This is a genomic window from Microvirga yunnanensis (genome assembly GCF_025460875.1).
Window position 1 is genome coordinate 21,721 of record NZ_JAMXFI010000022.1, and the last position, 23,688, is coordinate 45,408.

Sequence of the window (23,688 nt, forward strand, 5' to 3'; positions counted from 1 at the left end):
GAGCAGGTCATGGCTAACATCGGCACGACGCGCGAGGCCGATCCTGCGGCCCTTGCGGCCGACATGGAGCTGCAACACGTGGCCGACATCGTCGAGACCTTGAATCGGACGCCGCTGCCGGTCGCATCCCGCATTCTGGCTCACCTGCCCCTCGAGCAGGCGGCGGAGATCCTCGATGAGCCACAGCTGCGTGCCTCGGCTGAGCTCGTCAAATCGCTGCCCGCCCCGAAGGCTGTGGCGCTGCTCCAAGCCCTATCGGCCGACCGCGCCGCCGCGATCCTGCGTGTCCTGGAGGCGTCGGCACGCCTGCACTGGCTGGATCAGCTTGACCCGGCGGCCAAGGCTTTGCTCGAGCAACTCCTGGCCTACCCACCGGATACGGCAGGCAGCCTGATGACGAGCGCGTTCGTGAGCGTCCCCGCAACCTTCACCGTTGAAGAAACGCTTCAGCACATCCGCGCGGTGGAGCCGACCCGCGAGACGGTCTACGCCACCTATGTTCTGGATCCTGACACCGAGAAGCTGCTGCGGGTCGCGAGCCTGCGCGAGCTGATCGCCGGCGAGCCGCAGGCCCCGATCCTCTCCGTCGCCCCCGCTCGCAGCCCGATCGTGGCCGATCCGATGATGGACCGCGAGGATGTGGCCTGCCTTATTGCCAAATACAACTTGATCGCGATCCCCGTCGTGGATGAGGCCGGCCACGTGCTCGGCATCATGACCGTCGACGACGTCATCGACGCCATGATCGCAGAGGGCACCGAGGACGTGCAGAAGCTCGGTGGCATGCAGGCCATGCCACAGCCGTACCTGGATATCGGGTTTGCCGAGATGATCCGAAAACGCGGGGGCTGGCTCATCGCTCTCTTTCTCGGTGAGATGCTGACCGCCAGCGCCATGCAGTACTATGAGGCCGACCTCGCCAGGGCTGTTGTCCTGACGTTGTTCATTCCTCTGATCATGAGCTCCGGAGGCAATTCCGGGTCACAGGCCACCTCGCTGATCATTCGCGCGCTGGCGGTCCAGGCATTGCGGCTGCCCGACTGGTGGCGCGTCGCCCTGCGCGAGTTGCCGACGGGCCTCATTCTCGGGGCGCTGCTCGGCCTCATCGGCATGGGCCGGATCGCCTTGTGGCAGGTTGCGGGCTTCTACGACTACGGCGAGCATTGGCCGCTCGTGGCGCTCACCGTCGGTGCAGCCCTGGTCGGAATCGTGACGTTTGGTTCCCTTGTCGGCTCGCTGCTCCCCTTCCTGATGCAGGCCATCAGGCTCGATCCAGCGACCTCCTCCGCTCCGTTTGTCGCGACCCTCGTCGACGTCATGGGCATCGTGATTTACTTCAGCATCGCGATTTTTATCCTGCGAGGCACGCTCCTCTAACGTAAGTCGTCCCTACCCTGGCGGCGCTGCGGGTCATCTTCGACTTCTTTCGAGCACGGCTCCGCACCGAGGAGGAACCTGAACGACCGCGAGCATCCTTTTCACTTCCTTCTCGGCACGACTGAGATTTTGCCGTCCCCTTCGATGTGGGCGGATTTTACCTCTCTAACATCGTCAATGCCTTCCTCGCGGAGGCGGGTCATAAGCTCGTCCTCCGTTAGGAACTCACGGCGCATGTTGCGCCGAAGAAGCTTGCCATCCTGGATCACTTGCAGGGGCGACGAGGAAACCAGCCGCTCGATGAAGGGCACGCGATAGCTGAGAGCATTGATGAGGTAGTTCCAGCCCATCAACGTGGCGATCATGACGATCCCGTCGGCGACGGAGCTGTATTCCCCCAAGGCGTGGGCGGCCGCCTCCGCGATCAGGAGGACGAAGATCAGGTCCATCATCGCCAGCTCGCCGCCGGCCCGTCGCGGCATCAGGCGCGTGATGACCAGGATCACGAAATACAAAACGGATCCTCGCCCAACGAGCTCCAGAAGCGGCGTGTCGGGCGCAACAATACCGAGCCAGTCCTCGGGAAGGATTTCCATAGCTTAGGGTGCGCCGGCGCACGGAGCAGGTGCGTGTCCCATGAGCAGAAGGAGAACTCCCGTGATCACCAGTGCGGGACTTTTCCGCATACCTTCTCTCCACGAAAGTCCTGCACAACCGCATGAACTGCCCCATCCAAGGGGAAGTTCCAGCGATCTTAGATAGGATCGCCGTTGCCAAAGCATGCCGGCTCATGGAGTCGAGCCGCAGGCAGATCGTCATCATCCGATCTGGTCGATGACGAGCTTGCGAATTTCCGCAGGGGTCAGCGGGTTTGGTTGCGGGGCCCACACAGGCACCGCGACCACCTTCGAATCCGTCGGCCCAAACGCCTTTGATTTCTTGGTTGAGACGATTTTTCTTTCAGTCTTCATTGTAGTCTCCAGTCCTGCTTTCAGCGTGCTTCTGTGGCTGTTGCGGATCTCAGGCGCTGAGGCCGGCCATGCGCTCGGGCTGGAAGTGCACCCGCGGCACGGTCAGCCCACGCCATCCGCCTATTGGACCCTGCCACTCGATCGACTGTCCCTCCCGCAGGCCGATGAGCGCCGCACCGATGTAGGTCAGGACCGAAACCTGGTCCGCATCCAGATCCTCCTCATCCGGATACACCAGGGTGATGCGGCGGATCTGACCGGTCACGTCGTCCTGGTATTCGACTTCCGAATGCATGGTGACGACGTCCGGCCGGATGGCCTCGGGAGCCACGATTTCCGCGCGCCCGAGTTCGTCCGTCAGCATTCCAGCGGCCTTGTAGCGTTGGCTTTGAACACCCGCGTTCGCGATCCACGACAGCCGGTCATAATCGATCGCAGAGATGGCGATGAGAGGTCGGTTCACCTGTTCCATTGTCTCCTCCAAGATATCACTGCGTCCCGCCGCACGAAGGCGGCGATTGTGTTGGTTCTTCGTGTCAGGACCGCCGGCAGATGATGACCGAGATCGGGTCGCTGGCCGGAAACGTCTCCATCAGGGCATCATCAAGCCGGCGCTCCAGGTCGTCCCGCGAGTTGTCGTGCTCGTTACCTGATTGATCGGCGGTCGTTCGGGTAGGCTCCTCTTCATCCGGCAGAAGCCTGAACTGAACATCCTCCACCACGACCTCGTGCACGGGCCCGTTCGGGCCCGTCCGGAACGGCATGCGGTCGCCTACCCGCAGACCGAGGAGGGCTGTGCCCAAGGGCGTCAAGACAGACAGTTCCGCGCCCGGCCAGAGCAGGTCCTCTGGATAGACCAGAACGTGTGACATCGGCGTGCCGCGGCCGTTGATCCGGTACGTGATCTTCGCGTTGGTCGAGACCACATCGTCAGGCAACGCGTCGGGATGGCAGAGCGACGCCCGCCGCAACTCCGACATCAGGAAGTCGTGGTGCGGTCCGCGGTGGCGGCGCTTCAGGGCGGTAGCCGAGATGAGGCGGTTGTAGTCGTCCGTCGCGATGGTGATCTGCGGCAATGGCATGTGGGTGTGCATAAGTTCCTCCTATGCAATGCCGATCAGGGCCTGAGAGCGGGCCGAATGGGAGCAAACGGCGGCGCTCGCCCGTGATCAGGCGTGTTGAATGTGAATGTTGGAAAAGTCTGTCATGACCCGAACGACGGCGGCGCAAGGCGCCCGGCCGATCTCGGGATCAGCGGCCTGCGAAGAGGCAGCCTCCATAGAGGCGAGAAATTTGACGCGACGTAATCATGACAGTTTCAATATAGATACAAAAAACTATCAGTCAATACTTTATAGGCACCATTATTTGAGTTATCAGAACTTTCGGCCATGTCGCGGGCATCGAACATAACAATATTCCTTAACTCATGCTATCACAACAATTGGTGATCATTGCTCAACTTCGTTCTGATCGATGTTCTCTTGTCGGTCCCACCCTTTAAGGGCGGTGGATACGCATGATCTTTCTAGCGCGTCCTTGATTTCTTGACGATCATTTGGCCCGCTTTCGACCAACAGACGCTATGGTCAGGTTCCCTGCCAAGTCGCGACTGTGGCGGTTCCGTTCTTGCTCTCCCCTTCTCGTCCCTGCCCCGCTCATCACCGGGTGGGCGGGACGGTGAGGATATCGACGTCGAGCGATCGCAACACTTCTTCGGCCACGCTCCCCAGGAACATTTTGGCGATACCGGATCGCCCATGCGTCCCGATCACAAGAAGGTCGGGGCTCAACCGCTTCACGGTGCTGGAAATCACCTCGAACGGAGCGCCTTCCTCAATGTGCTTGGACTGCCCGACATCGCTGAGGCCATTCGCGTCCAGGAACGTGATCAGCTCCTGGGTCGCTCGGAGCCGTTCGCCCACAACGTACTCATCGATGTTGTCCTGGCTGACCCCGGCATAGGACAGTTTACCCTTTGCCAGCGGGAAGAACGCATGGACCAGCGTGAGCCTGAGGGTCCCGAGTAATCCCAGGGTCATGCTGGTTTTGATGGCAGTTGCGGACGGCTCCGACAGGTCGACGGCCGCCAGGGCCGTTCGGTAGGGCCTCTCCACCTCGTCGTTGACCATCAGAACCGGGTGAGGTCCGCTCCGGATCACGCGCTCGATCGTCGTCCCAATGAAGACATCCCGAAGAAGCTGCTTGCGGTGCGCCCCCATAACGATCAGGTCTGCCTGAAGCGTCGTCGCCGTTCGCAGGATCCCGTCGAATGGATCGCCGGCAACCACCATCGGACGGCATCGGAGGCTCTGAAGCTCGGCCGTTGCACCGATCTGCTCGGCGAGGATGCGTTCGGCCTCGCGTGTCTCGATCGCGGCCAGATCCGGCGGCTGGTCGTCGTCGACGACATGGACGAGGGAGAGCTCGGCGCCGCAAGCCTTTGCCAGCAAGCCGGCTCGCCGCAATGCCCGGTATGATCGGGTCGAGAAATCGGTCGCTGCGAGAATTTGCATCCGCTCATCTCCTGGTCTGGAAGCGCCCGGGGAGCCTGTGGCCGGAAGAGCCGACCTCTCAAGGGAAATAGAGCCTATGGCGTCAGAGGCCAAAACAACGGAATCAGGATGCAGGCCGCAATCCACATGATCACGCTCAGGGGAACGCCGATGCGGAGGAAGTCCGTGAACTTGTAGCCGCCCGCACCGTAGACAAACGTGTTGGTCTGATACCCGATTGGCGTCGCGAAGCTGGCGCTCGCCGCAAAAACCACCGCCATGACGAATGGCCGTGGATCGACTCCGAGTTGCTCGGCCAGGGCGATTGCGATGGGCGTGACCAGGAGAGCCGTCGCGTTGTTGCTCATGAACTCTGTCAGAATCGAGGTGAACAGGTAAAGAAGGGCGAGAATGGCGACGGGGCTCAATCCGGAGGCCACGGTCGCGACTTCCCGAACCAGCACGTCCGCGGCTCCCGTCTTCTCGAATGCGATGCCGAGCCCGAGCATGCCGAAGATGAGGAAGAGGATGCGCCACTGGATGGCCTCGTACGCCTCATCGGGCCTCAGGCAGCCAAGCGCCACCACCGCGGTCGCGCCGATGAGCGCCAGCATCTCAATCGGCAAGACGTCGAACGCGCCGAGAGCCGCGACCGCCGCCACTGCACTGATGGCGACCGGAGCCTTGTCCGGGCGCAGCGGACGGTCGCTCGGCTCCGTCAGGTTGACCAGCTCTCCGCGGTCGAAGAGGCGCCGCAGGCCGTCCATCGTCCCCTCCAACAGAAGGATGTCTCCGGAGGCGAGCGTCAACTCGTCGAAGTTGCCGTGGAGCTCAGCGCCCCGACGGTGGACGGCGAGAATGTAGACGCCATACAGCCGGAGGTTCAGGTCGGCAATCGGATGGCCGATCATCCGGGAGTGAGGGCCGACGACCCCCTCCATCAGCACCCCCGGTTCCTCTCGGACCGGCTCCATGAGGTGCCGATCGCGGGCGCCGAAATTCAGCCTCCCGGTCTCGTGCAGTCCCAACAGCCCGCCGGCATGGGTTTCGAGGACGACCCGGGAGCCGGGCTCGAGGACAACTTCGTCGACGGCGTATCGGAAGGATCGATCACCCTTGACCACCTCAAGAACCCGCACAGCTTCACCGCTCCGCAGCCCAGCTTGCGCCAGGGTGCGACCGACGAGCGGGGACTCTGACGGGATGAGGACCTCCGACAGGAATAACCGCTCCGGCTGCTCAATAACGGGCGACCCGCGATCCGGCAGCAGCCACCGCCCGACGACAGCCAGGTAGGTGATGCCGAGCAAGGCCATGACGATGCCCGGCGCTGTGATCTCGAACATCGAGATCGCCGGGAGCCCATGGCTGACGGCCACGCCGCTCACCAGAAGGTTGGTCGAGCTGCCAAGCAGGGTTGTCGTGCCGCCAAAAATGCTGGCGTACGAGAGGGGGATCAGCAGCCTGGAGGGTGCCACCTGAAGCGCTCCAGCCATGAGAATGGCCACGGGGGTCAGGATCACCACGACCGGCGTATTGTTGATGAACGCGGAGATCGACACGACCACGACGCCCATCCCGATGAGCGCGAGGCGCGGCGACCGACCGGCCGCCTTGATGGCGATCCCGCCCAGCCGATCCACGACCCCCGTTCTTTCCAAGGCGGCGCTGAGGACGAACATACAACCCACCGTGATCGGGCCGCTGTTGCTGAACACGCTCAATGCCTCATCGCGGGTCAGGATGCCGGTCGCGATCAGGGCGCTGAACGCCAGCATCGCAACCACATCTGGGGCGAGGCGCTCGCGAACAAAGCCGACAAGAACCAGCGCCATCAGCATCAGAACGATGGGGATCTGAAACGACTCCCAGGGCATCTCCGCTCCTCGGTCAAGGTCGCGGCGACTCGGGCGTCAAAGCATTGCTTTGATCCAGAGCCTGAGCGGCTGGAATCTCATTAGCCTCCCGTGCTCCCGGTGTACGAGGCCGGATCGCTTGCCGGGAAGGACTGGATCGAGCCCTCGTCCACCGTCCCGTCAGGGTCGCCGATCGGAAGCGGATGGGGCTTCGGGGCGGGCGCAGCAACATGTTCCGAGCGCTCTCCCAGGAGCTGGCGCAGAACGTATTGCAGGATGCCCCCGTGGCGAACGTAGAGCACCTCTTGCGGCGTTTCGATGCGGGCGCTCACCTCGAATTCGGTCGCACTGCCGTCCTCCCGCCGTGCCCGCACGGTAAGCCGGCGCGACTGTGCAAAACCGCTCGCCACCCCGGCGGTGATCCCAGTGATGTCGAACACCTCGCGTCCGGTCAGGCCAAGGCTTTGAACCGAGGCGCCGTCCACGAATTGCAGCGGTAAGATACCCATGCCGACGAGGTTCGACCGGTGAATCCGCTCGAAGCTTTCGGCGATCACCGCGCGCACGCCCTGCAGGTATGGGCCCTTGGCGGCCCAGTCCCGGCTGGAGCCGGATCCATAATCCTTTCCGGCGAGGACAAGCAGCGGCACACCGTCCTGCAGATAACGCTGGCTTGCCTCATAGATGGTGGTGACATCGCCAGTCGGCAGATGGCTGGTGTATCCGCCTTCGGTACCGGGCGCGAGCTGGTTGCGGATGCGCACATTGGCGAAGGTGCCCCGCACCATCACCTCGTGATTACCGCGCCGCGCCCCATACGAGTTGAAGTCCCTGGGCGCGACGCCCTGCGTCATGAGATACTCTCCAGCGGGGGATTTTTCCTGGATCGTTCCGGCCGGCGAGATGTGGTCGGTGGTGATGCTGTCGCCAAACACCGCAATGACGCGCGCTCCCTTGATCTCCGGGACTGCCGCCGGGGTCTCGCGCGTCATTGCCGAGAAGAAGGGCGGGCTGCGCACGTAGGTGGAGTGTGGGTCCCAATGATAGATGTGCCCGGAGGGCGCCTCGAGCGCCCGCCATTCCTCGTCACCGGCGAAGATCTCGCGGTAGTTCTCGAGGTAGAGCTCCGAACCCGTCGCCTCGCGTATGGTCCGCTGGATCTCGTCCTGGCTCGGCCAGAGATCGCGCAGAAAGACGGGGGTTCCGTGCGGATCGTCCGCGAGCGGCTCGCTTTCAAGATTGATCGTGATGCGTCCGGCGAGCGCGAAGGCCACGACGAGCGGCGGGGACATCAGGTAATTCGCGCGGACCTCCGAGTGAATGCGTCCCTCGAAGTTGCGGTTTCCCGACAGCGCCGCCGCGACCACGAGTCCCCTGCGGTGGATCTCCTGGGAGATCTCCGCCGGAAGCGGCCCGGAATTGCCGATGCAGGTGGTGCAGCCGTAGCCGACGAGGTTGAAGCCCAGTCGTTCGAGATAGGGCGTGAGGCCGGCCCGCTCGTAATACGCCGTGACCACGCGCGATCCGGGTGCGAGGGTGGTCTTCACCCAGGGCCGGCGATCGAGCCCGCGTTCCACCGCGCGCTTGGCGAGAAGCCCCGCCGCCAGCATGACGGAGGGGTTCGACGTGTTGGTGCAGCTGGTGATTGCCGCGATCACGACGGAGCCGTGGTCCAGGGCTTCGGCCCCGTCTGTGGGCGGCCCGGAAGAAGGATCGTCGCTGGCCGATTCACCCCAGACGTTGAGGCGCTCGTCTGGCGAGGTGCGGGCATCCGCCCCCTTCTGCGACCGGCGTGGCTCGGGCGGGAGAAGCAATGGCAGAGAGGCCGCGAAGGCCTCCTTGACGCGGGGCAGCGGAATGCGATCCTGCGGCCGGCCAGGACCGGCGATGCTTGGTTCGACGTCGCCTAGGTCAAGCTCGAGCGTGTCGCTGAACACCGGCTCCGGCGCGTCACTGTGGTGGAACAAGCCCTGCTCCTTCATGTAGGCCTCGACAAGGGCGATCTGCGCCTCCGGGCGGCCGGTCAGGCGCAGATAGTCGAGGGTGAGGTGATCGACCGGGAAGATCGCACAGGTCGATCCGTATTCAGGTGACATGTTGCCGATCGTGGCGCGGTCCACGACGGGCACGTTCTCGATGCCCGGGCCGTAGAACTCCACGAACTTGCCGACAACGCCCTTCTTGCGCAGCATCTGCGTCACGGTGAGGACAAGATCGGTGGCGGTCACGCCCTCGCGCAAATGACCGGTGAGCTTGAACCCCACCACCTCCGGGATGAGCATGGAGACCGGCTGGCCGAGCATCGCGGCCTCGGCCTCGATACCGCCGACCCCCCAGCCGAGCACACCGAGCCCGTTCACCATCGGCGTATGCGAGTCCGTTCCCACCAGCGTGTCCGGATAGGCCAGCGGGAGCGTACGGCTGTTTCCACGGTCGTTTGAGCCCTCTTCCGCCCCGAAGACCACACGGGCGAGGTATTCGATGTTGACCTGGTGGCAGATGCCACTGTTGGGCGGCGCGACGCGGAACTTCTCGAAGGCTTGCTGGCCCCATTTGAGGAAGGCATAGCGCTCGCCGTTGCGGCGGTAGTCGAGCCGCTGGTTGATCCGCATGGCCTCCGGAACCCCGAAGGCGTCGGCCTGGATCGAATGGTCGATCACCAGTTCCACCGGCTGCAGCGGATTGATTTTGGACGGATCGCCACCGAGCCGGACCATGGCGTCGCGCATCGCCGCGAGATCGACGATTGCGGGAACCCCCGTGAAATCCTGCAGCAGAACGCGGGCGGGCTGAAACGCGATCTCGGTGCGGTCGGTCGAACCCGGTTTCCACCCCGCAAGCGCCTCGATGTCGTCCCGGGTCACCGAGGAGCCGTTCTCGTTCCTGAGCAGGTTCTCGAGCAGGATCCGAAGGGAGTAAGGCAGGCGCTGGATATCGATCCCATGCTGTTGTAACGCGTCGAGGCGGTGGATCGCATAGGTGAGATCTCCCACCTTCAATTCTGACGCGGCTCCGAAGCTGTCCATGTGGCCCTCCGATCCATCCGGCCGCCTGCCATCTTCGCCGCAGCCGATCGCAAGCGTTTTGAGCTTTGGATCAGTTTTTCGTCACTCTCCAGATCGTATTCGACAGGTCGTCAGCGACGATCAGGGCGCCGCGGGGATCCACCGTCACCCCGACCGGCCGTCCCCGCGTGTTGCCGTCGTTGACCAGGAACCCGGACACGAAGTCGATCGGTTCTCCGGCGGGTTTCCCGTCGCGGAACGGCACGAAGATGACCCGGTAGCCGACCGGCACGCTGCGGTTCCAGCTGCCGTGCTCGCCCACAAACACCCCGTCGGCGAAGTCCGCGCCCATGGCCGGGTTCGAGAAGGACACGCCGAGCGCCGCCACATGCGATCCCAAGCCATAATCGGGGTGGATCGCGGCGGCGACCTTCTCCGGATCCTGCGGCTGGGCCCGCGGGTCGACGTTCTGACCCCAATAGCTGTAGGGCCACCCGTAGAAGGCGCCCTCCCGCACGGAGGTGAGATAGTCCGGCACGAGATTGGGGCCGATCTCGTCCCGCTCGTTCACCACGGCCCAAAGCTGGCCCGTGCCCGGCTGGATGGTCAGCGCCGTGGGGTTGCGAAGGCCGGTCGCGTAGGGCTTGTGGGCTCCCGTCTGGGCATCGATTTGCCAGACCATCGCCCTGTCCTCCTCGGCGTCCATCCCGCGCTCGGTGATGTTGCTGTTGGAGCCGATGCCCACATAGAGGAAGCGCCCGTCGCTACTGGCGGTCATCGCCTTCGTCCAGTGGTGGTTGATCACCGCAGGCAGGTCCGTGACCTTCGTCGGCGGGCCGCTCGCCTGGGCTTGGCCGTCGCGGTAGTCAAAGCGCACCAGTGCATCCTGATTGGCCACATAGATGGCGCCGTTGACGAGCGCGAGGCCATAGGGCGCGTTGAGATTGTCAGCGAAGACGCCCTGCATCTCGTAGGTGCCGTCGCCATCGGCGTCACGCAGCAGGGTCAGCCGGTTGCCGCCCTTGACCGAGCTCTTGCCGAGGCTCTTGATGAAGCCTGCGATCAGGTCCTTGGGGCGCAGGGTCGGCGCATAGCCGCCGGATCCTTCAGCCACCAGGATGTCGCCATTGGGCAGGACCAGGGTCTGGCGCGGGATCTTAAGGTCCGTGGCGATCGCTTGGATCTTGTAGCCCTGGGGCACCTTCGGGAGATCATTGCCCCAATTGGCCGGCCGTGGGATCTTCATGGAGGGCAACAGGCCACGCTGCGGCTCGGGCAGGTTCGGGTCGGGGCCATATTGCACCGGCTCGGGCTCGCCGTTGCAGGCGGAGAGGGCCACTGCCAGGGTGCCGATCATGAGGGCTGAGCGGATCATTTCGCCTCTCCTGCGCCAAAGCCAGAATAGCCGATCCAGGCGGCCACGAGGGCCAGGAGCGTCGCGATCACCGAAAGATAAAGGCTCTCTGGCATGGTCGCCCAAGCGTCCTTCGCGTGGACGAGGGCGTTGACGAAGCCGAGCACCCACATGGCCAGCAGCACGACGAAATAGACGAGCAACCGCCCCTTGCGGGCCGGTCCCCGGCGAAACAGGTTGATCAGCGCCCAAAGCAGGGCGAAGCCACCACCAACGAGTCCGCCGGCAATGAGCCAGGACGAGAAGTTGGCCCACTGCACATGGAAGGTCGACCGGTAAGCGAGATCGCTAAGCAGTGCGCCCATGAACAAGGGGAGCGGAAAGGCGAGAAGGATGGCGTGAAGGGGGTGAAGTGGCCTCAAAACCCCTGGACTGGATAGGGCAACCACAGCGTCTCCTCTCGTTCCAGAACCATCGGTGATCGGCATCGGGCGAAGGGGCCGATCGATCAATGCATCAGCGGTCGGTAAGTTTCGGACACAACCCAGTACCTGATCGAATAATATTACATCACCTCTCTGCTCTAGTGGTGGGTATCCACGATCCTCGGCAGCGTGTTGAACTGATGGAACGGCGGCGGCGAGGACAGGGTCCATTCCAGCGTTGTCGCGCCCTCGCCCCAAGGGTTATCCGCCGCCCGTTCCTTGCGCCGGAAGGCGTCAATCACGCCATATAGGAACACAAACAGGCCTATGAAGAAGATGTAGGCCCCGATCGAGGACACCAGGTTCCAGCCCGCGAAGGCATCCGGATAATCCGCGTAGCGGCGCGGCATGCCCGAGAGGCCGAGGAAATGCTGCGGGAAGAACAGCACGTTGGCGCCGATGAACGCGATCCAGAAGTGCAGCTTGCCGACCTGCTCCGAGTACACATAGCCGGTAATCTTCGGGAACCAGTAGTAGATGCCGGCGAAGATCCCAAAGACTGCGCCGAGCGAGAGCACGTAGTGGAAGTGGGCCACCACGTAGTAGGTGTCATGCATGTAGCGGTCGACGGGAGCATTCGCCAGCACGACGCCGGTGACGCCGCCGACCGTGAACACGAAGATGAAGCCGATCGCCCACTGCATGGCTGCCGTGAACCGGATGGAGCCACCCCACATGGTGGCGATCCAGGAAAACACCTTCACGCCCGTGGGCACCGCGATGACCATGGTGGCGAACACGAAATAGGCCTGCGTCTGCAGCGACAGGCCGACCGTGTACATGTGGTGGGCCCAGACCACGCTCCCGACCACGCCGATGGCCGCCATGGCGTAGGCCATGCCGAGATAGCCGAAGATCGGCTTCTTCGAGAACGTCGAGACGATGTGGCTGATGATGCCGAAGGCCGGCAGGACCATGATGTATACTTCGGGGTGGCCGAAGAACCAGAACAGGTGCTGGTAGAGCACCGGATCGCCACCGCCCGACGGCTCGAAGAAGGTCGTGCCGAAGTTGCGGTCGGTCAGCAGCATCGTGATCGCGCCCGCAAGCACGGGAAGGGTGATCAGGAGCAGGAAGGCGGTGACCAGCATGGACCAGGCAAACAGCGGCATCTTGTGCAGCGTCATGCCCGGGGCCCGCATGTTGAGGATCGTCGTGATGAAGTTGATCGCACCCAGGATCGAGGAGGCGCCGGCAAGGTGCAGGGCCAGGATGCCGAAGTCGAAGGCCGGGCCGGGATGGCCGATGGTCGAGAGCGGCGGATAGGCTGTCCAGCCGCCGCCGAAGCCGAGTGAGCCCGGAGCACCTTCGGAGAACAGGGACAGAATCATCAGGCAGAAGGCCGCGACGATGAGCCAGAACGAGATATTGTTGAGGCGCGGGAAGGCCATGTCGGGGGCCCCGATCATCAGCGGCACGAACCAGTTGCCGAAACCACCGATCAAGGTCGGCATGATGACGAAGAACACCATGATCAGGCCGTGGCCGGTCACGAAGACGTTGTAGGCCTGCGGATTGGAGAAGAACTGCAGGCCCGGCTCCTGCAGCTCCAGGCGCATTCCGATGGACAGAAGGCCGCCGACGATGCCGGCCGTGAAGCCGAACATCAGGTAGAGGCTGCCGATGTCCTTGTGGTTCGTGGAGTAGAACCACCGGCGCCAGAATGAAGGAACGTCGTGGCTCTCCGCATGATCTGCGAGCGGGTGAACTCTGTCGGGCATGAAGAGGCACTCTCGAAACATGACCACGTTCCAGCACCCGGATCGTTCTCGCAAACGAATTATCTTGCCGAATAAGTGCAACAATTTTGTTGGGTGCCGGATCACCTCGGGATTGCTGTTCAGCCGATAAACCATTCCTTGAGGATGCAGAAATTCCGCTCGGAACATTCAAAAGAATTCGTTTGCCACATAGGCTCGTTGGGACGAGCTTTGCTGATGTTGTCGAAGGGACCAAGTCGCATCTTAGGCCCACCGGCTGGTCCACCCTCGCGCTTGGAGGGCGTCGCGACAACGGGAGGTTGGCCATGCGAACCTACAACCTGTTCTGCCGCGCGGATCGGGATGAGCTCATCTGCGCTGTTCCGGAAGATCGACCGGTGCCATCGTTTATCATCGGTCCGCCATGGGAGTTCGTCGGACGGGTCAACGAGAGTGCCATCGGCCCCTTGAGCTTCAACCACGAAGCGGCGGAAGAAAGTGTTCAGTGGAACGGCTTCTATCTCTTCCAACTCGTCAACGCGGCAAACCTTCACCTGAAGGGCCGCCGAGGCACTGCGGCAGCGGCTGCCGAAGGCTCTCCCGCCAGCGACAAGGATTCTCGCCGAAAGGCGCCGGTGCACCCGTCCGAGATCCGACTTACCCCCGTTCAGGTGAAACTGGAGCTTGAGATCGGAACACCTCATGGCCAGGCATCGCCCCTGTCCATCTTGGTCGACGACGCCGACTCCCGTTTCGCGAGGAAATGACCATGACCGCCACACTATACCCGCAGCCGTCTCCTGAGGCAGCCCGCAAACGCCGGGATCTCGCGCCCCATGTCCAGGCCGAGTTCGAGGCCTTCGGACGCCAGGTGTTCGCGGATGGTGCTCTGGATGCCAAGACAAAGCAGTTGATTGCCGTCGCTGTCGCACACGTCACCCAATGTCCCTACTGCATCGTGGGGCACACCAAGGCGGCCCAGCGGGCGGGCGCGACCGCGCAGGAGCTGATGGAGGCGGTCTGGGTTGCCGCGGAGATGCGGGCCGGAGGGGCCTACGCCCATGCCGCCATCATGATCGCCGAGTTGTCAGAAGATCTGTAGGCCAGACCCGGCGCGACACCCCATGATGGGTTATCGGGCACGAGGCAATCGGGCGCTCGTCGATCACAGTTCAAGACAGTCATTGGTCTGGGGCTTCGTAAACCGTACAGGTGGCCGGTGATGGCGACCGCCCATTTTGATCGGCGCGTGGAGCATCACGATGAGCACAAAGGTTCCGGACGACAATGTCCGGCTGAAGCGGGCTTACGAGCCGCCTGCTGCCGATGACGGCATTCGCATTCTCGTTGACCGACTCTGGCCCCGCGCGGTGTCCAAGCAAGCCCTTGCTCTCGACGAATGGATGAAGGACATCGCACCCAGCAGCGAGCTGCGCCGCTGGTTTGGGCACGACCCTGGCCGATGGAACGAGTTCTGCCGCCGGTACGCCGCCGAGGTGCATGAACACCAAGATCTGCTGGAAGAGTTGCGAGCCCGGGCTCGCAAGGGCCGGATCACTCTCGTGTTTTCCGCCCGCGACGAGAGGCACAACGACGCGGTCGCCCTCAGGAGCCTTATTCTGCATGGCCAAGCAGGCCGAGAAACAACCAAGGAGCAAAAAAAGTGATTTGAAGTGGCAAAGCTATTCGTTTGTCACATACCCTGTCCAAGCGTACCCTTCTCTCATCTGCTGCTAGCGCCGACGGCCGGCATCCCTTCACAAGCCCCTCGTCAGCGCTCACCCAGAGGAGGCAGGGATGCTCACCGCCGCGGATGTCATGACGCCTGGGGTCATCACAGTCAGTCCCAAGACCTCAATCCACGAGATCGCCAAGTTGCTCTGCGACCATCATATCAGCGGGGTCCCGGTGGTGGAGGACGAGGGGCGGCTGCTCGGCATCGTCAGCGAAGGCGATCTGATCGGGCATGCCCAATTGGCCGGTGAACGGCGCCGGTCCTGGTGGCACACGTTTCTCAATGGCCCCACGGTGCTGGCTCAGCACTACGCCAAATCACACGGTCGAACAGCCAGCGACGTCATGACGACTGACGTGGTCACGGTCCTGGAGACCACGTCAGTCGCCGACACGGCCCGCACTCTGGAGCAACATCGGATCAAGCGCGTTCCCGTGTTGCGGGATGGGAGGCTCGTCGGCATCGTGACCAGAAGCAACCTGCTTCGGGTGCTGGCAACAACCGACGTGTCGAAGCCGATGAACGTTGCCGACCGTATCATTCGGGAGCGGCTGAACGAGGAGCTCGGAGACCAGCCCTGGGCGCATCTCCTGGCGAAAAACATCGTCGTCGAGAATGGCGTCGTTCACCTGTTCGGAATCGTCCAGTCGGACGAGGAACGACATGCGCTCCGCCTGGCTGCGGAGAACCAATCCGGAGTGAAGGCTGTCGAGGATCACCTCTCGAGTGTACCGCCCGCCTCCTACGTCTTCTGAGCGCGCGAAGGTTTGTCCTACCCCGCTGCTCGACACAATCGGGTTCGTCCCAAGGGCTTCCGTGCGGCGGGAACCTTTTGATGGACCCGCCGTCCAATGCGTTGCGTAACCCGCGCCGTCAGCCGCACCCATGGAGGATTTCATGCTCGCCCGCTTTGCCGCCGTCGCTCTCACCGCTGTATTTGCCATGCCGGCCACGGCCGCCGATCAGGTCGAAAAGGCTCCGCCAAGCGGCGCCTATAAAAAGGTCAGCGACCTCGTGAAGCTGCCTGAGTTCCTGCCGGGCCTCGGCCAGCTCTATGTCGATCCGAAGACACTGCCGGCCGGGCCGTTCCTGGCTTACGACCGCGAGGGACGGCTCGTCAGCACAGTCTACATGCTTCCCATCGAAGATCTCACCAACAAGGACAAGCGCTTCGACGATCTCGCAGCACCCGGCGGAAAGGTCGATCATGTGGACGTCTACTTCAACGCCGGGCATCCGGGCGTCGAGAAGCCTCATGCTCACGTCGTCCTGTGGCACGTGCCCAAGGTCGACGAGACACGGGTGGCCGGAAAGTGACCATCTCGCGCAGAACCATCCTGCGGATCGGCGGGGGTGTCCTCGCCGGTCTGGCGCTGCCCCGGCTCCTGCTCGCTGCAGATGCAGTCGAGATCCGGATGAAGGGCAATGCGGACGGCTCGCATGTCTGGTTCGATCCGATGGGCCTGCGCATCGAGCCGGGTCAGACGGTTCGCTGGATCAATCTCGATCCCGGCAACTCCCACACGGCCACGGCCTATCACCCGAAAATCTTCGAGCGCCCGCTGCGCATCCCTGAAGGGGCGGAACCCTGGAACTCGGACTACCTGCTGCCGAACGAGAGCTTCTCGGTCACACTCACGCAAGAGGGCGTCTACGACTTCTACTGCGTCCCGCATGAGCATGCCGGCATGGTCGGACGCATCGTCGTCGGTCAGCCCGGGCGGCCTCCAGCTGCCAGCGTGTCGGCGCAGGCGGCGGGCGGGGAGCCCATCCCTGACATCGCGCTCCAAGCCTTCCCTCCCGTCGACGAGATCATGCGCCGCGGCATCGTCAGGCGCACGTAAGGGCTGATCCAGCACCGACGGGAACCTTCCGGGCTCCCGCCCATCCAATGACCAGCCACTGAGGTCCTGCCAGACATACACGAGGGCACCATGATCCGCTCGGTAGCCTACGCGAAGGCGGTTTTCGCCGGCATGGCGGGAGCCATCGCTTGGGAGATCGCTGCCCGGCTGCTGATCTGGGCAGGCGTACCGTTCTTTGACCTTGTCATGACGCTCGGGACTTTGGTCCTCCCCAATGCGCCGGCATGGGAAGCCTGGCTGGCCGGTATGACGATTCACCTGCTCGTCGGCGCGATCTGGGCTGTGTTCTACGCCTACTTCTTCTGGTCCGTTCTGCCGCTGCGCCCTGCCCTGCAGGGCCTGGTGTTCGCCTTCGTGCCCATGCCGCTGGCGATCTTCATCATGCATCCGCAGTTCGACCTCATGCACCCGCTCGTCCAAAGCGGCCAGTTCTCTTCGTCCGGGCTGTTCGGGCTGAGCGGCGGCGTGCACGAACCGCTCTCCATCGCTGTCGGCCACCTGATCTGGGGCACGGTGCTGGGCCTGCTCTACACCCGGCCAGTTGGCTTTCCGGCGAACCGGCCGCCACTCCTGGTCCGCCAGCTTGGCAAATCGCGTCCGTCCTCCAATGTGGCTCCGGAGATGGCTGATCACCGGTTCATGTTCGCGACCGGCATCGAGTGCAGCTATCCCACCCTTGAGGGCGGGCGCTGGCGCATGGACCAGATGGCGGCTTGCGGCCATTACCGCCACTGGCGCACCGACCTGCAGCTCGTGCGGGACCTCGGCCTGGGATACTTACGTTACGGCCCTCCCCTCCACCTCATCCATCGTGGCCCCGGGCAATATGACTGGGCTTTCGTGGACGACGTCTCGGCCGAGATGCAGCGGATCGGCATCGTTCCGATCATGGATCTGTGCCACTTCGGCCTGCCCGACTGGCTGCAGAACTTCCAGAACCCCGAGGTGCCGCAGGCGCTCGCCGACTACGCTCGGGCGTTCGCCCGGCGCTATCCGTGGGTGCAGTTCTACACGCCCGTCAACGAGATGTATGTGTGCGCCAAACTCAGCACGTTGGATGGCCTCTGGAACGAGCAATGCCGGGACGAGCGCGCCTTTGTCACCGCCGTCCGCCACCTCGCCAAGGCCAACGTCCTGATGATGCAGGCGATTGCAGAAGAACGCCCCGATGCCGTGTTCGTCAACAGCGAGAGCGGCGAGTTCTATCAGCCGTGCTGCCCCGATCCCGAGATCCGCCGCATCGCCGCCTTCGAGAACGAACGACGCTTTCTGCCGTTGGATCTCCTCTACGCCCGTCCGGTGCACGAGAACACACGCGCCTATCTCCTCCAGCACGGCATGCCGTCTGAGGAGTATGCGTGGTTCATGCAGCAGGACGTGCGCCAGCGGGCCATTCTCGGTGTCGACTACTACGAATGGAACGAGAAGCTCATCGACAGCACGGGGCAGGCGCAGGCGTTGGGTGAGCTGTTCGGGTGGTATGCCGTCGCCGGCCAGTACTACGAGCGCTACCGGCGCCCGATGATGCACACCGAGACCAACCGCATGGACGCACGAGACGGGCCGCGCTGGCTCTGGCGCCAGTGGCACAACGTGCAGCTCATCCGTCAGGCTGGCGTGCCGGTCGTCGGCTTCACCTGGTACTCGCTCACGGATCAGGTCGACTGGGACATCGCCCTGCGGGAGCCGCTCGGCAACGTCAACCCGGTCGGCCTGTTCGACCTCAACCGCGACCCACGGATGGTCGGCCTTGCTTACCAGCACCTCGTATGCCTCTTTGGCGCCGATCTCGCCAGGGCCCCAACCATCGGGACCGTGCTGGAAGAGGCCGCGGACGCCGCAACTTGGGAGGCAAGAAGAATCCATGCTTAGGATGCTCCAAGCCCATGGCCTCGATGCCGGCCCGACGCAGCGACCACTCCTGACCGGCGCTATCGCAGGCGTGACGGCGACTGTTCCAGCGTTAGCGGTCCTCGCCGGGTTCCAGGCACTCGACGCGCCTGCTCGGGCAGCCGGCACATCGGTGTTCGCGGCCGCTCTCGCCTACGTTGCCCTGATGCTCCTCGGCGGGATCCTGTACGGTTGGCTGTTCCAGCGCGCTGCCAACGACCTGCGGGGCGGCTGGCTCTTCGGCCTGGCGTTTGGCTTTGTGCTCTGGATGCTCGGGCCGATACCGCTGCTGCAATGGCTGCCCGACCGACCCATCCTGCAGGGCTACCCCGCTGCGGGGTTGCTGTTGGCCCAATTGCTTTGGGGTTTGGTAATGGGTGTGGTGTTCCCACCCATCCACCGGCATCTCCGTGCGAGCTTGGAGAGCCAATCAGGCTCCGCATCAAAACGCACGGGACCGGAGGCGGTGGCTCAATCTCAGATGCTTCGCCCGCTGCCGTCATCGAAGGGCTCATCACCGTGAACGGACGCTCCAGCCCAGCAGGCCGTTCCAAGTACCGGACCATCATGCTGTGCAGTGTTGTTCCTGACGAGCCGCCGGTTCGGGAACCTTTGTCAGCAGGCCCCATCAAATGGGCAGCAACAGGAGCCCAGTCATGCAAACGCTAGCGGTCGCGGCAACAGGATCGGACGGGATCGATGATCTGGCGCTGGTGGAACAAGCCCGCAATCGGCATGGGGCCGCGGTCCGGCTCATCATAAAGAGGCACAATCGGCAGCTCTACCGCGTGGCCCGCAGCGTACTCAACGACGATGCCGAGGCGGAGGACGTGGTGCAGGAGGCCTATGGTCATGCCTTCACTCATCCTGCGACGCCGTCCGATCAAAGGAACCACTTTGAAACTTCCCGCTGAATGAGAAGAGCGCCATGAGAGCCGAGAACACCGTACGAGACCGCAATCCCCAGAGCACGGCGCAGATCGCCGGACACCCGCTGCACCCGATGCTGATCCCGTTCCCCGTCGCGTTCTTAGTGTCTACCCTGGTGTGTGACCTGCTTTTCTGGAACGCGGGCAACAGCGCCTGGAGCACGGCCTCGCTCTATCTCTTGGGCGCCGCGCTCGTCATGGCAGCCCTCGCGGCCGTTGCCGGCCTGACCGATTTCCTCGGCGACCGGCGGATCCGCAGCCTGTCGGCGGCCTGGCACCACATGGTGGGCAACGTGATCGTGGTCCTTCTCTCCTTGTGGAACTGGTACCGCCGCTACGAGGCCGGCGATGCCGCCGTGCTGCCGACCGGGCTTCTCATCTCGCTCGTCGTCGTTCTCCTCCTGCTCTACACAGGTTGGCGCGGGTGGGAGATGGTCTACCGTCACCGGGTCGCCGTCTCGGATCAAGGAACCTGATCCGAATGCTCACATCGCCGTGCTGCCAGCTGACGGCCGCCGAGGTGCCGGCCATGCAGTCCGCGAGTAATGACACGCGGCGGCCTCGAACTGCTGGCGACCTATGCAAATGAGGTGCGATCCCTCGTCCTCTATAGATGAACAAGGGCAGCACCGCTCGAGCTGGCAACATTGGATTGCGGTCCGCTCAGACCTCTTCCGCGATAGCCACCAATAATACTGCTTCAAAGTGGCAAACAAATTCGTTTGTCACCTGAAGTGAACAGGTCGATGGTGATCATCCGGTACAATGCGCAGCTGTCGTAGACCACGTTGGGTCGATTGACACCCGCGCCGGACTTCGCCGAGGGCAGGAAGAGCCTGCCTAACGAAAGTTAATCTGATGAGCGGCGCCAATTTTCTTACAGGTGCCTGCACGCTGATAACCGAGTGCATGCTCGCGCTTTGGGTGTACGCCCGAGAGTTCGGGAGATCGATCATGGGAACTTATAGCGTGGTTGACCAAGTGAAAACCAAGCCCGCAAGCTCCAGTAATCCGGATCTTGCCCAAGGTGTTGCATTCAACGATCTGGAAGACGGTGGCATGCTCGCAGGTCACGTCGGGGGCAAGGCTGTTCTGCTGGCGCGGCGTGGCGATGAGGTGTTCGCGATAGGCGCTGCCTGCACACATTACGGAGCTCCCCTCAAGGACGGCTTGCTCGTTGGCAACACGGTCCGCTGCCCTTGGCATCATGCTGCGTTCTGCTTGCGTAACGGCGAGACCTTACGCGCCCCTGCCTTGAAGCCTGTCTCCTGTTGGCGGGTCGAACGGCAACACGGCGTCGTTTATGTTAGGGAGGAGCTCGAACGGGCTACGGGAACTCCAACCCCCGTTAGGTCCGACATGCCGGAATCTGTCGTGATCGTGGGCGGCGGTGCGGCGGGCAATGCGGCCGCGGAAATGCTCCGGCGTGAGGGCTATTCTGGCCGCCTCACAATGCTGAGTGCCGATGAGTCAGTTCCTTGTGACCGGCCCAGCCTGTCGAAGGGCTTTCTCGCCGGCACCGCGTCGGATGCATCTAATCTCTTGCGATCATTGGAGTTCTATGAACATCGCGGTATCGATCTGAAGCTGAATGCGCGCGTTGCCCTAATTGATCGGAGTGCGAGCGTTGTGCATCTCGTGGACGGCAGCAGCTATCCGTATGACGCACTGCTCCTCGCCACCGGTGCCGAGCCAGTGCGCCTTGATGTGCCGGGCGTCGACTTTCCCCACGTGCATTATCTGCGGACATTGGCCGACAGCCGCGCCCTCGTCGCCAGGGCTCACAGCTCACGGCAGGCCGTGGTGATCGGCGCAAGCTTTATTGGGTTGGAGGTAGCAGCATCGCTTCGCGCACGCGGTGTCGAGGTCCATGTGGTCGCGCCGGACAGCATCCCTATGGAACGTGTGCTCGGAGCTGAGGTCGGCACCTTCGTACGCAGGTTGCATGAGGGCCACGGAGTGGCCTTCCACCTCAAGACGACGGTGAGGTCCATCGACGAGCAATGCGTCACGTTGGCCAGCGGAGCAAGGCTCAATGCCGATCTCGTCGTGGTGGGAATCGGTGTCAGACCGGTCCTCGCCCTGGCGGAGAAGGCAGGACTCGCTATCGATCGGGGCGTCACGGTAGATGCGTACCTGCAAACGAGCGCACCAGGAATTTTCGCAGCCGGCGATATCGCGCGCTGGCCGGATCGGCTCACGGGGGAGAACATTCGCGTCGAGCATTGGGTTGTGGCCGAACGCCAGGGTCAGACCGCTGCGCGCAACATTCTCGGACAGCGTGAACGCTTCGACTGCGTTCCGTTCTTTTGGACTGAACAGTATGACTTCAGTCTCGGCTACGTTGGTCATGCCGAACGATGGGACAGGGTGGACGTCGAGGGTCAGCTTGCCGCGAGGGACTGCACGATCACGTATCGACGCGGCAACGAGAAATTGGCGATGGCGGTCGTTCACCGGGACCTCGAAGGGGTACAGGCGGAGGTCGAGTTTGAGCGAGTGATGGCTGAGCGAAGATAGCGAGAGTCTAATCTTACATCTGCCAGATTCGGGGAACGACTATATTCAGGAGCCACAATGAGCAATCCAGATCAGACCGCTCTTGATACCGTAAGGCAGCTGGAGCAAGTCCGCCTTCAGGCCATCCGCACCAATGACGCCGATGCCATGGGGCTGATACTGGATGACAAGTTCATTTATATCAGCAACAGGGGAAAGATCTTTGATAAACAATCCTATCTTACTGCTGTTCGCTCTCATGATCTAACTTACTCAACCGATCTTGACCTCACAGAAACCGATTGCCGAGTAGACGGCGACTTGGTGATCCTCGTTGGGCTGATGCGTGGACACGCTCGCATCGGTCTGGAGCAGGACGTGTTTCTTCACAGGAATATGCGTGTTTGGCGAGAGCGTGGCCATGAATGGAGATTGCTAGTCTGGCAGTCATCGGAACTGGTGCACGGGTAAATCGAAATGCGAACCCGGCCACAGACGTAGGCAGTATCGTGGTCAAAGGCATAAGGGGTTGCAAGAAAAACAGTCAAGGACCTCCGCTCGCCGGTACAGTCTCTACGGGCGGAGACTGAAGGAATGCCGTAGCAGACCATCACTGCTCTACTCAGCGTGCACTGCGAAGCTCACATCGTATGTTGAAAAGCTTTTGCAGCGCGAATGATCACGGATGGACATTGGATCTCAGTTCATGGGAACGGGCAAGGCCTCTGCGGGAACAATCAACTTGGCTCTGACCGAGGCAGTTCCGGGGGCGCTGGCTCGCTCAGAATCGATTAGGAAAGTCCCCGCGTTGGTTGTGGCGCGGCCCGCCGAGTGTGACTTTAGGGTGCCCCATGACTTACGTGGTAACTGATAACTGCATTAAGTGTAAGTACATGGATTGCGTCGAGGTCTGCCCTGTTGACTGTTTCTATGAGGGCGAGAATATGCTTGTCATTCACCCCGGTGAGTGCATCGACTGCGGTGTGTGCGAGCCCGAATGCCCGGCTGAAGCTATTGTAGCTGACACACAACCCGGACTGGAGAGCTGGCTCAACCTGAACGCAAAATATGCGGCCGCATGGCCGAACGTTACGATCAAGCGCGCACCTCCGAGCGATGCCGAAGCCCTTGATGGAATTTCCAACAAGCTAGAGAAGTATTTCTCACCGGATCCCGGCCAAGGCGACTAACCAGCTCCCAGAGCGACTCAAAAGTCGCGATCTGGCTCTCGAACGGAAAACGTCAAGGACACCGGGCGAAGCGCGGTTGAGCAACCCGTGGGGACGCAATAAGGTCTAAGCTGGCCATCCAGCAGTGCCGGGTATGGGGCTGGGCCCCAACGCTGACCGGTAGGACTGACACAATCTGGCTGCGGGGTAGGCCTTGCGAAGCACCAGCGTCGATACTGTGTCATGGGGAGGGACATGGCAGGTGCTTTTCGTCCAAGTGCTGCAGGTAATAACGGTGTCGTTCAGCAAACCGAGGCAGCATCCACAGGCGTGATCCTGGGGGCGTTCTACCGCCGCA

General features: G+C 62.6%; 24 protein-coding genes. 14 read left to right on the forward strand and 10 right to left on the reverse strand.

Annotated features, from left to right (window positions below):
- The first annotated feature begins 9 nt into the window (after positions 1–9).
- Entirely contained in the window at positions 10–1,377 is a 1,368-nt protein-coding gene (gene mgtE / locus NF876_RS13220; protein WP_373696655.1) for a magnesium transporter, read from the forward strand.
- A 101-nt stretch (positions 1,378–1,478) separates the two neighbouring features.
- On the opposite strand, the gene NF876_RS13225 is transcribed toward mgtE, so the two are convergent.
- The 10 genes from NF876_RS13225 to ctaD all read right to left on the reverse strand — a co-directional run bounded on the left by NF876_RS13225 (position 1,479) and on the right by ctaD (position 13,264).
- Complete coding sequence (locus NF876_RS13225; RefSeq protein ID WP_262269259.1) at positions 1,479–1,973, reverse strand: DUF421 domain-containing protein; 495 nt, start codon at positions 1,971–1,973, stop codon at positions 1,479–1,481.
- Positions 1,974–2,195: 222 nt separating this feature from the next.
- Entirely contained in the window at positions 2,196–2,348 is a 153-nt protein-coding gene (locus NF876_RS13230) for a hypothetical protein (protein WP_262269260.1), read from the reverse strand.
- Positions 2,349–2,397: 49 nt separating this feature from the next.
- A complete protein-coding gene (gene rnk, locus NF876_RS13235; protein ID WP_262269261.1) occupies positions 2,398–2,820 on the reverse strand; it encodes a nucleoside diphosphate kinase regulator in 423 nt (140 codons plus the stop codon).
- Positions 2,821–2,884: 64 nt separating this feature from the next.
- A complete protein-coding gene (locus tag NF876_RS13240) occupies positions 2,885–3,442 on the reverse strand; it encodes a GreA/GreB family elongation factor (protein WP_262269262.1) in 558 nt (185 codons plus the stop codon).
- Between the two features lie 567 nt (positions 3,443–4,009).
- Positions 4,010–4,864, reverse strand: a complete 855-nt coding sequence (locus NF876_RS13245; RefSeq protein ID WP_262269263.1) for a universal stress protein — start codon at positions 4,862–4,864, stop codon at positions 4,010–4,012.
- 74 nt (positions 4,865–4,938) lie between these two features.
- A complete protein-coding gene (locus tag NF876_RS13250) occupies positions 4,939–6,720 on the reverse strand; it encodes an SLC13 family permease (protein WP_262269264.1) in 1,782 nt (593 codons plus the stop codon).
- Positions 6,721–6,800: 80 nt separating this feature from the next.
- Positions 6,801–9,725: an aconitate hydratase AcnA gene (acnA, locus tag NF876_RS13255; RefSeq protein ID WP_262269265.1), complete on the reverse strand. Its 2,925-nt coding sequence runs from the start codon at positions 9,723–9,725 to the stop codon at positions 6,801–6,803.
- 70 nt (positions 9,726–9,795) lie between these two features.
- A complete protein-coding gene (locus NF876_RS13260; RefSeq protein ID WP_262269266.1) occupies positions 9,796–11,079 on the reverse strand; it encodes a PQQ-dependent sugar dehydrogenase in 1,284 nt (427 codons plus the stop codon).
- Positions 11,076–11,546: a DUF2231 domain-containing protein gene (locus NF876_RS13265; RefSeq protein ID WP_315975033.1), complete on the reverse strand. Its 471-nt coding sequence runs from the start codon at positions 11,544–11,546 to the stop codon at positions 11,076–11,078. Before NF876_RS13265 ends, NF876_RS13260 begins: the two co-directional genes overlap by 4 nt.
- A 95-nt stretch (positions 11,547–11,641) precedes the next feature.
- The gene (gene ctaD / locus NF876_RS13270) at positions 11,642–13,264 is read right to left on the reverse strand and encodes a cytochrome c oxidase subunit I (RefSeq protein WP_262269268.1); all 1,623 of its coding nucleotides are present in this window, start codon (positions 13,262–13,264) and stop codon (positions 11,642–11,644) included.
- Positions 13,265–13,569: 305 nt separating this feature from the next.
- On the opposite strand from ctaD, the gene NF876_RS13275 reads away from it, so the two are divergent.
- From NF876_RS13275 to fdxA, 13 genes are all read left to right on the forward strand, one after another.
- Positions 13,570–14,010, forward strand: coding sequence for a hypothetical protein (locus NF876_RS13275; protein ID WP_262269269.1), 441 nt, complete (start codon positions 13,570–13,572; stop codon positions 14,008–14,010).
- Between the two features lie 2 nt (positions 14,011–14,012).
- A complete protein-coding gene (locus tag NF876_RS13280; protein ID WP_262269270.1) occupies positions 14,013–14,345 on the forward strand; it encodes a carboxymuconolactone decarboxylase family protein in 333 nt (110 codons plus the stop codon).
- A gap of 160 nt (positions 14,346–14,505) precedes the next feature.
- The gene (locus NF876_RS13285) at positions 14,506–14,910 is read left to right on the forward strand and encodes a DUF488 domain-containing protein (protein WP_262269271.1); all 405 of its coding nucleotides are present in this window, start codon (positions 14,506–14,508) and stop codon (positions 14,908–14,910) included.
- Positions 14,911–15,040: 130 nt separating this feature from the next.
- Entirely contained in the window at positions 15,041–15,733 is a 693-nt protein-coding gene (locus NF876_RS13290; protein WP_262269272.1) for a CBS domain-containing protein, read from the forward strand.
- Positions 15,734–15,875: 142 nt separating this feature from the next.
- A complete protein-coding gene (locus NF876_RS13295) occupies positions 15,876–16,295 on the forward strand; it encodes a DUF5602 domain-containing protein (RefSeq protein ID WP_262269273.1) in 420 nt (139 codons plus the stop codon).
- Positions 16,292–16,822 carry a plastocyanin/azurin family copper-binding protein gene (locus NF876_RS13300; protein ID WP_262269274.1) on the forward strand — a complete coding sequence of 177 codons (531 nt, stop codon included), beginning with the start codon at positions 16,292–16,294 and terminating at the stop codon, positions 16,820–16,822. Before NF876_RS13295 ends, NF876_RS13300 begins: the two co-directional genes overlap by 4 nt.
- 90 nt (positions 16,823–16,912) lie before the next feature.
- Positions 16,913–18,715 carry a family 1 glycosylhydrolase gene (locus NF876_RS13305; protein WP_262269275.1) on the forward strand — a complete coding sequence of 601 codons (1,803 nt, stop codon included), beginning with the start codon at positions 16,913–16,915 and terminating at the stop codon, positions 18,713–18,715.
- On the forward strand, positions 18,708–19,256 hold the full coding sequence (locus NF876_RS13310) for a hypothetical protein (RefSeq protein ID WP_262269276.1): 549 nt from the start codon (positions 18,708–18,710) through the stop codon (positions 19,254–19,256). Before NF876_RS13305 ends, NF876_RS13310 begins: the two co-directional genes overlap by 8 nt.
- 133 nt (positions 19,257–19,389) lie before the next feature.
- The gene (locus tag NF876_RS13315; RefSeq protein WP_262269277.1) at positions 19,390–19,647 is read left to right on the forward strand and encodes a sigma factor; all 258 of its coding nucleotides are present in this window, start codon (positions 19,390–19,392) and stop codon (positions 19,645–19,647) included.
- A 14-nt stretch (positions 19,648–19,661) separates the two neighbouring features.
- Positions 19,662–20,138: a DUF2231 domain-containing protein gene (locus NF876_RS13320; protein WP_262269278.1), complete on the forward strand. Its 477-nt coding sequence runs from the start codon at positions 19,662–19,664 to the stop codon at positions 20,136–20,138.
- Between the two features lie 478 nt (positions 20,139–20,616).
- A complete protein-coding gene (locus NF876_RS13325; RefSeq protein WP_262269279.1) occupies positions 20,617–22,182 on the forward strand; it encodes an FAD-dependent oxidoreductase in 1,566 nt (521 codons plus the stop codon).
- Between the two features lie 57 nt (positions 22,183–22,239).
- Positions 22,240–22,632, forward strand: a complete 393-nt coding sequence (locus tag NF876_RS13330) for a nuclear transport factor 2 family protein (protein ID WP_262269280.1) — start codon at positions 22,240–22,242, stop codon at positions 22,630–22,632.
- Between the two features lie 380 nt (positions 22,633–23,012).
- Positions 23,013–23,351 (forward strand): ferredoxin FdxA, encoded by a 339-nt coding sequence (gene fdxA / locus NF876_RS13335; protein ID WP_262269281.1) that lies wholly within the window; start codon positions 23,013–23,015, stop codon positions 23,349–23,351.
- Positions 23,352–23,688 lie beyond the last annotated feature (337 nt).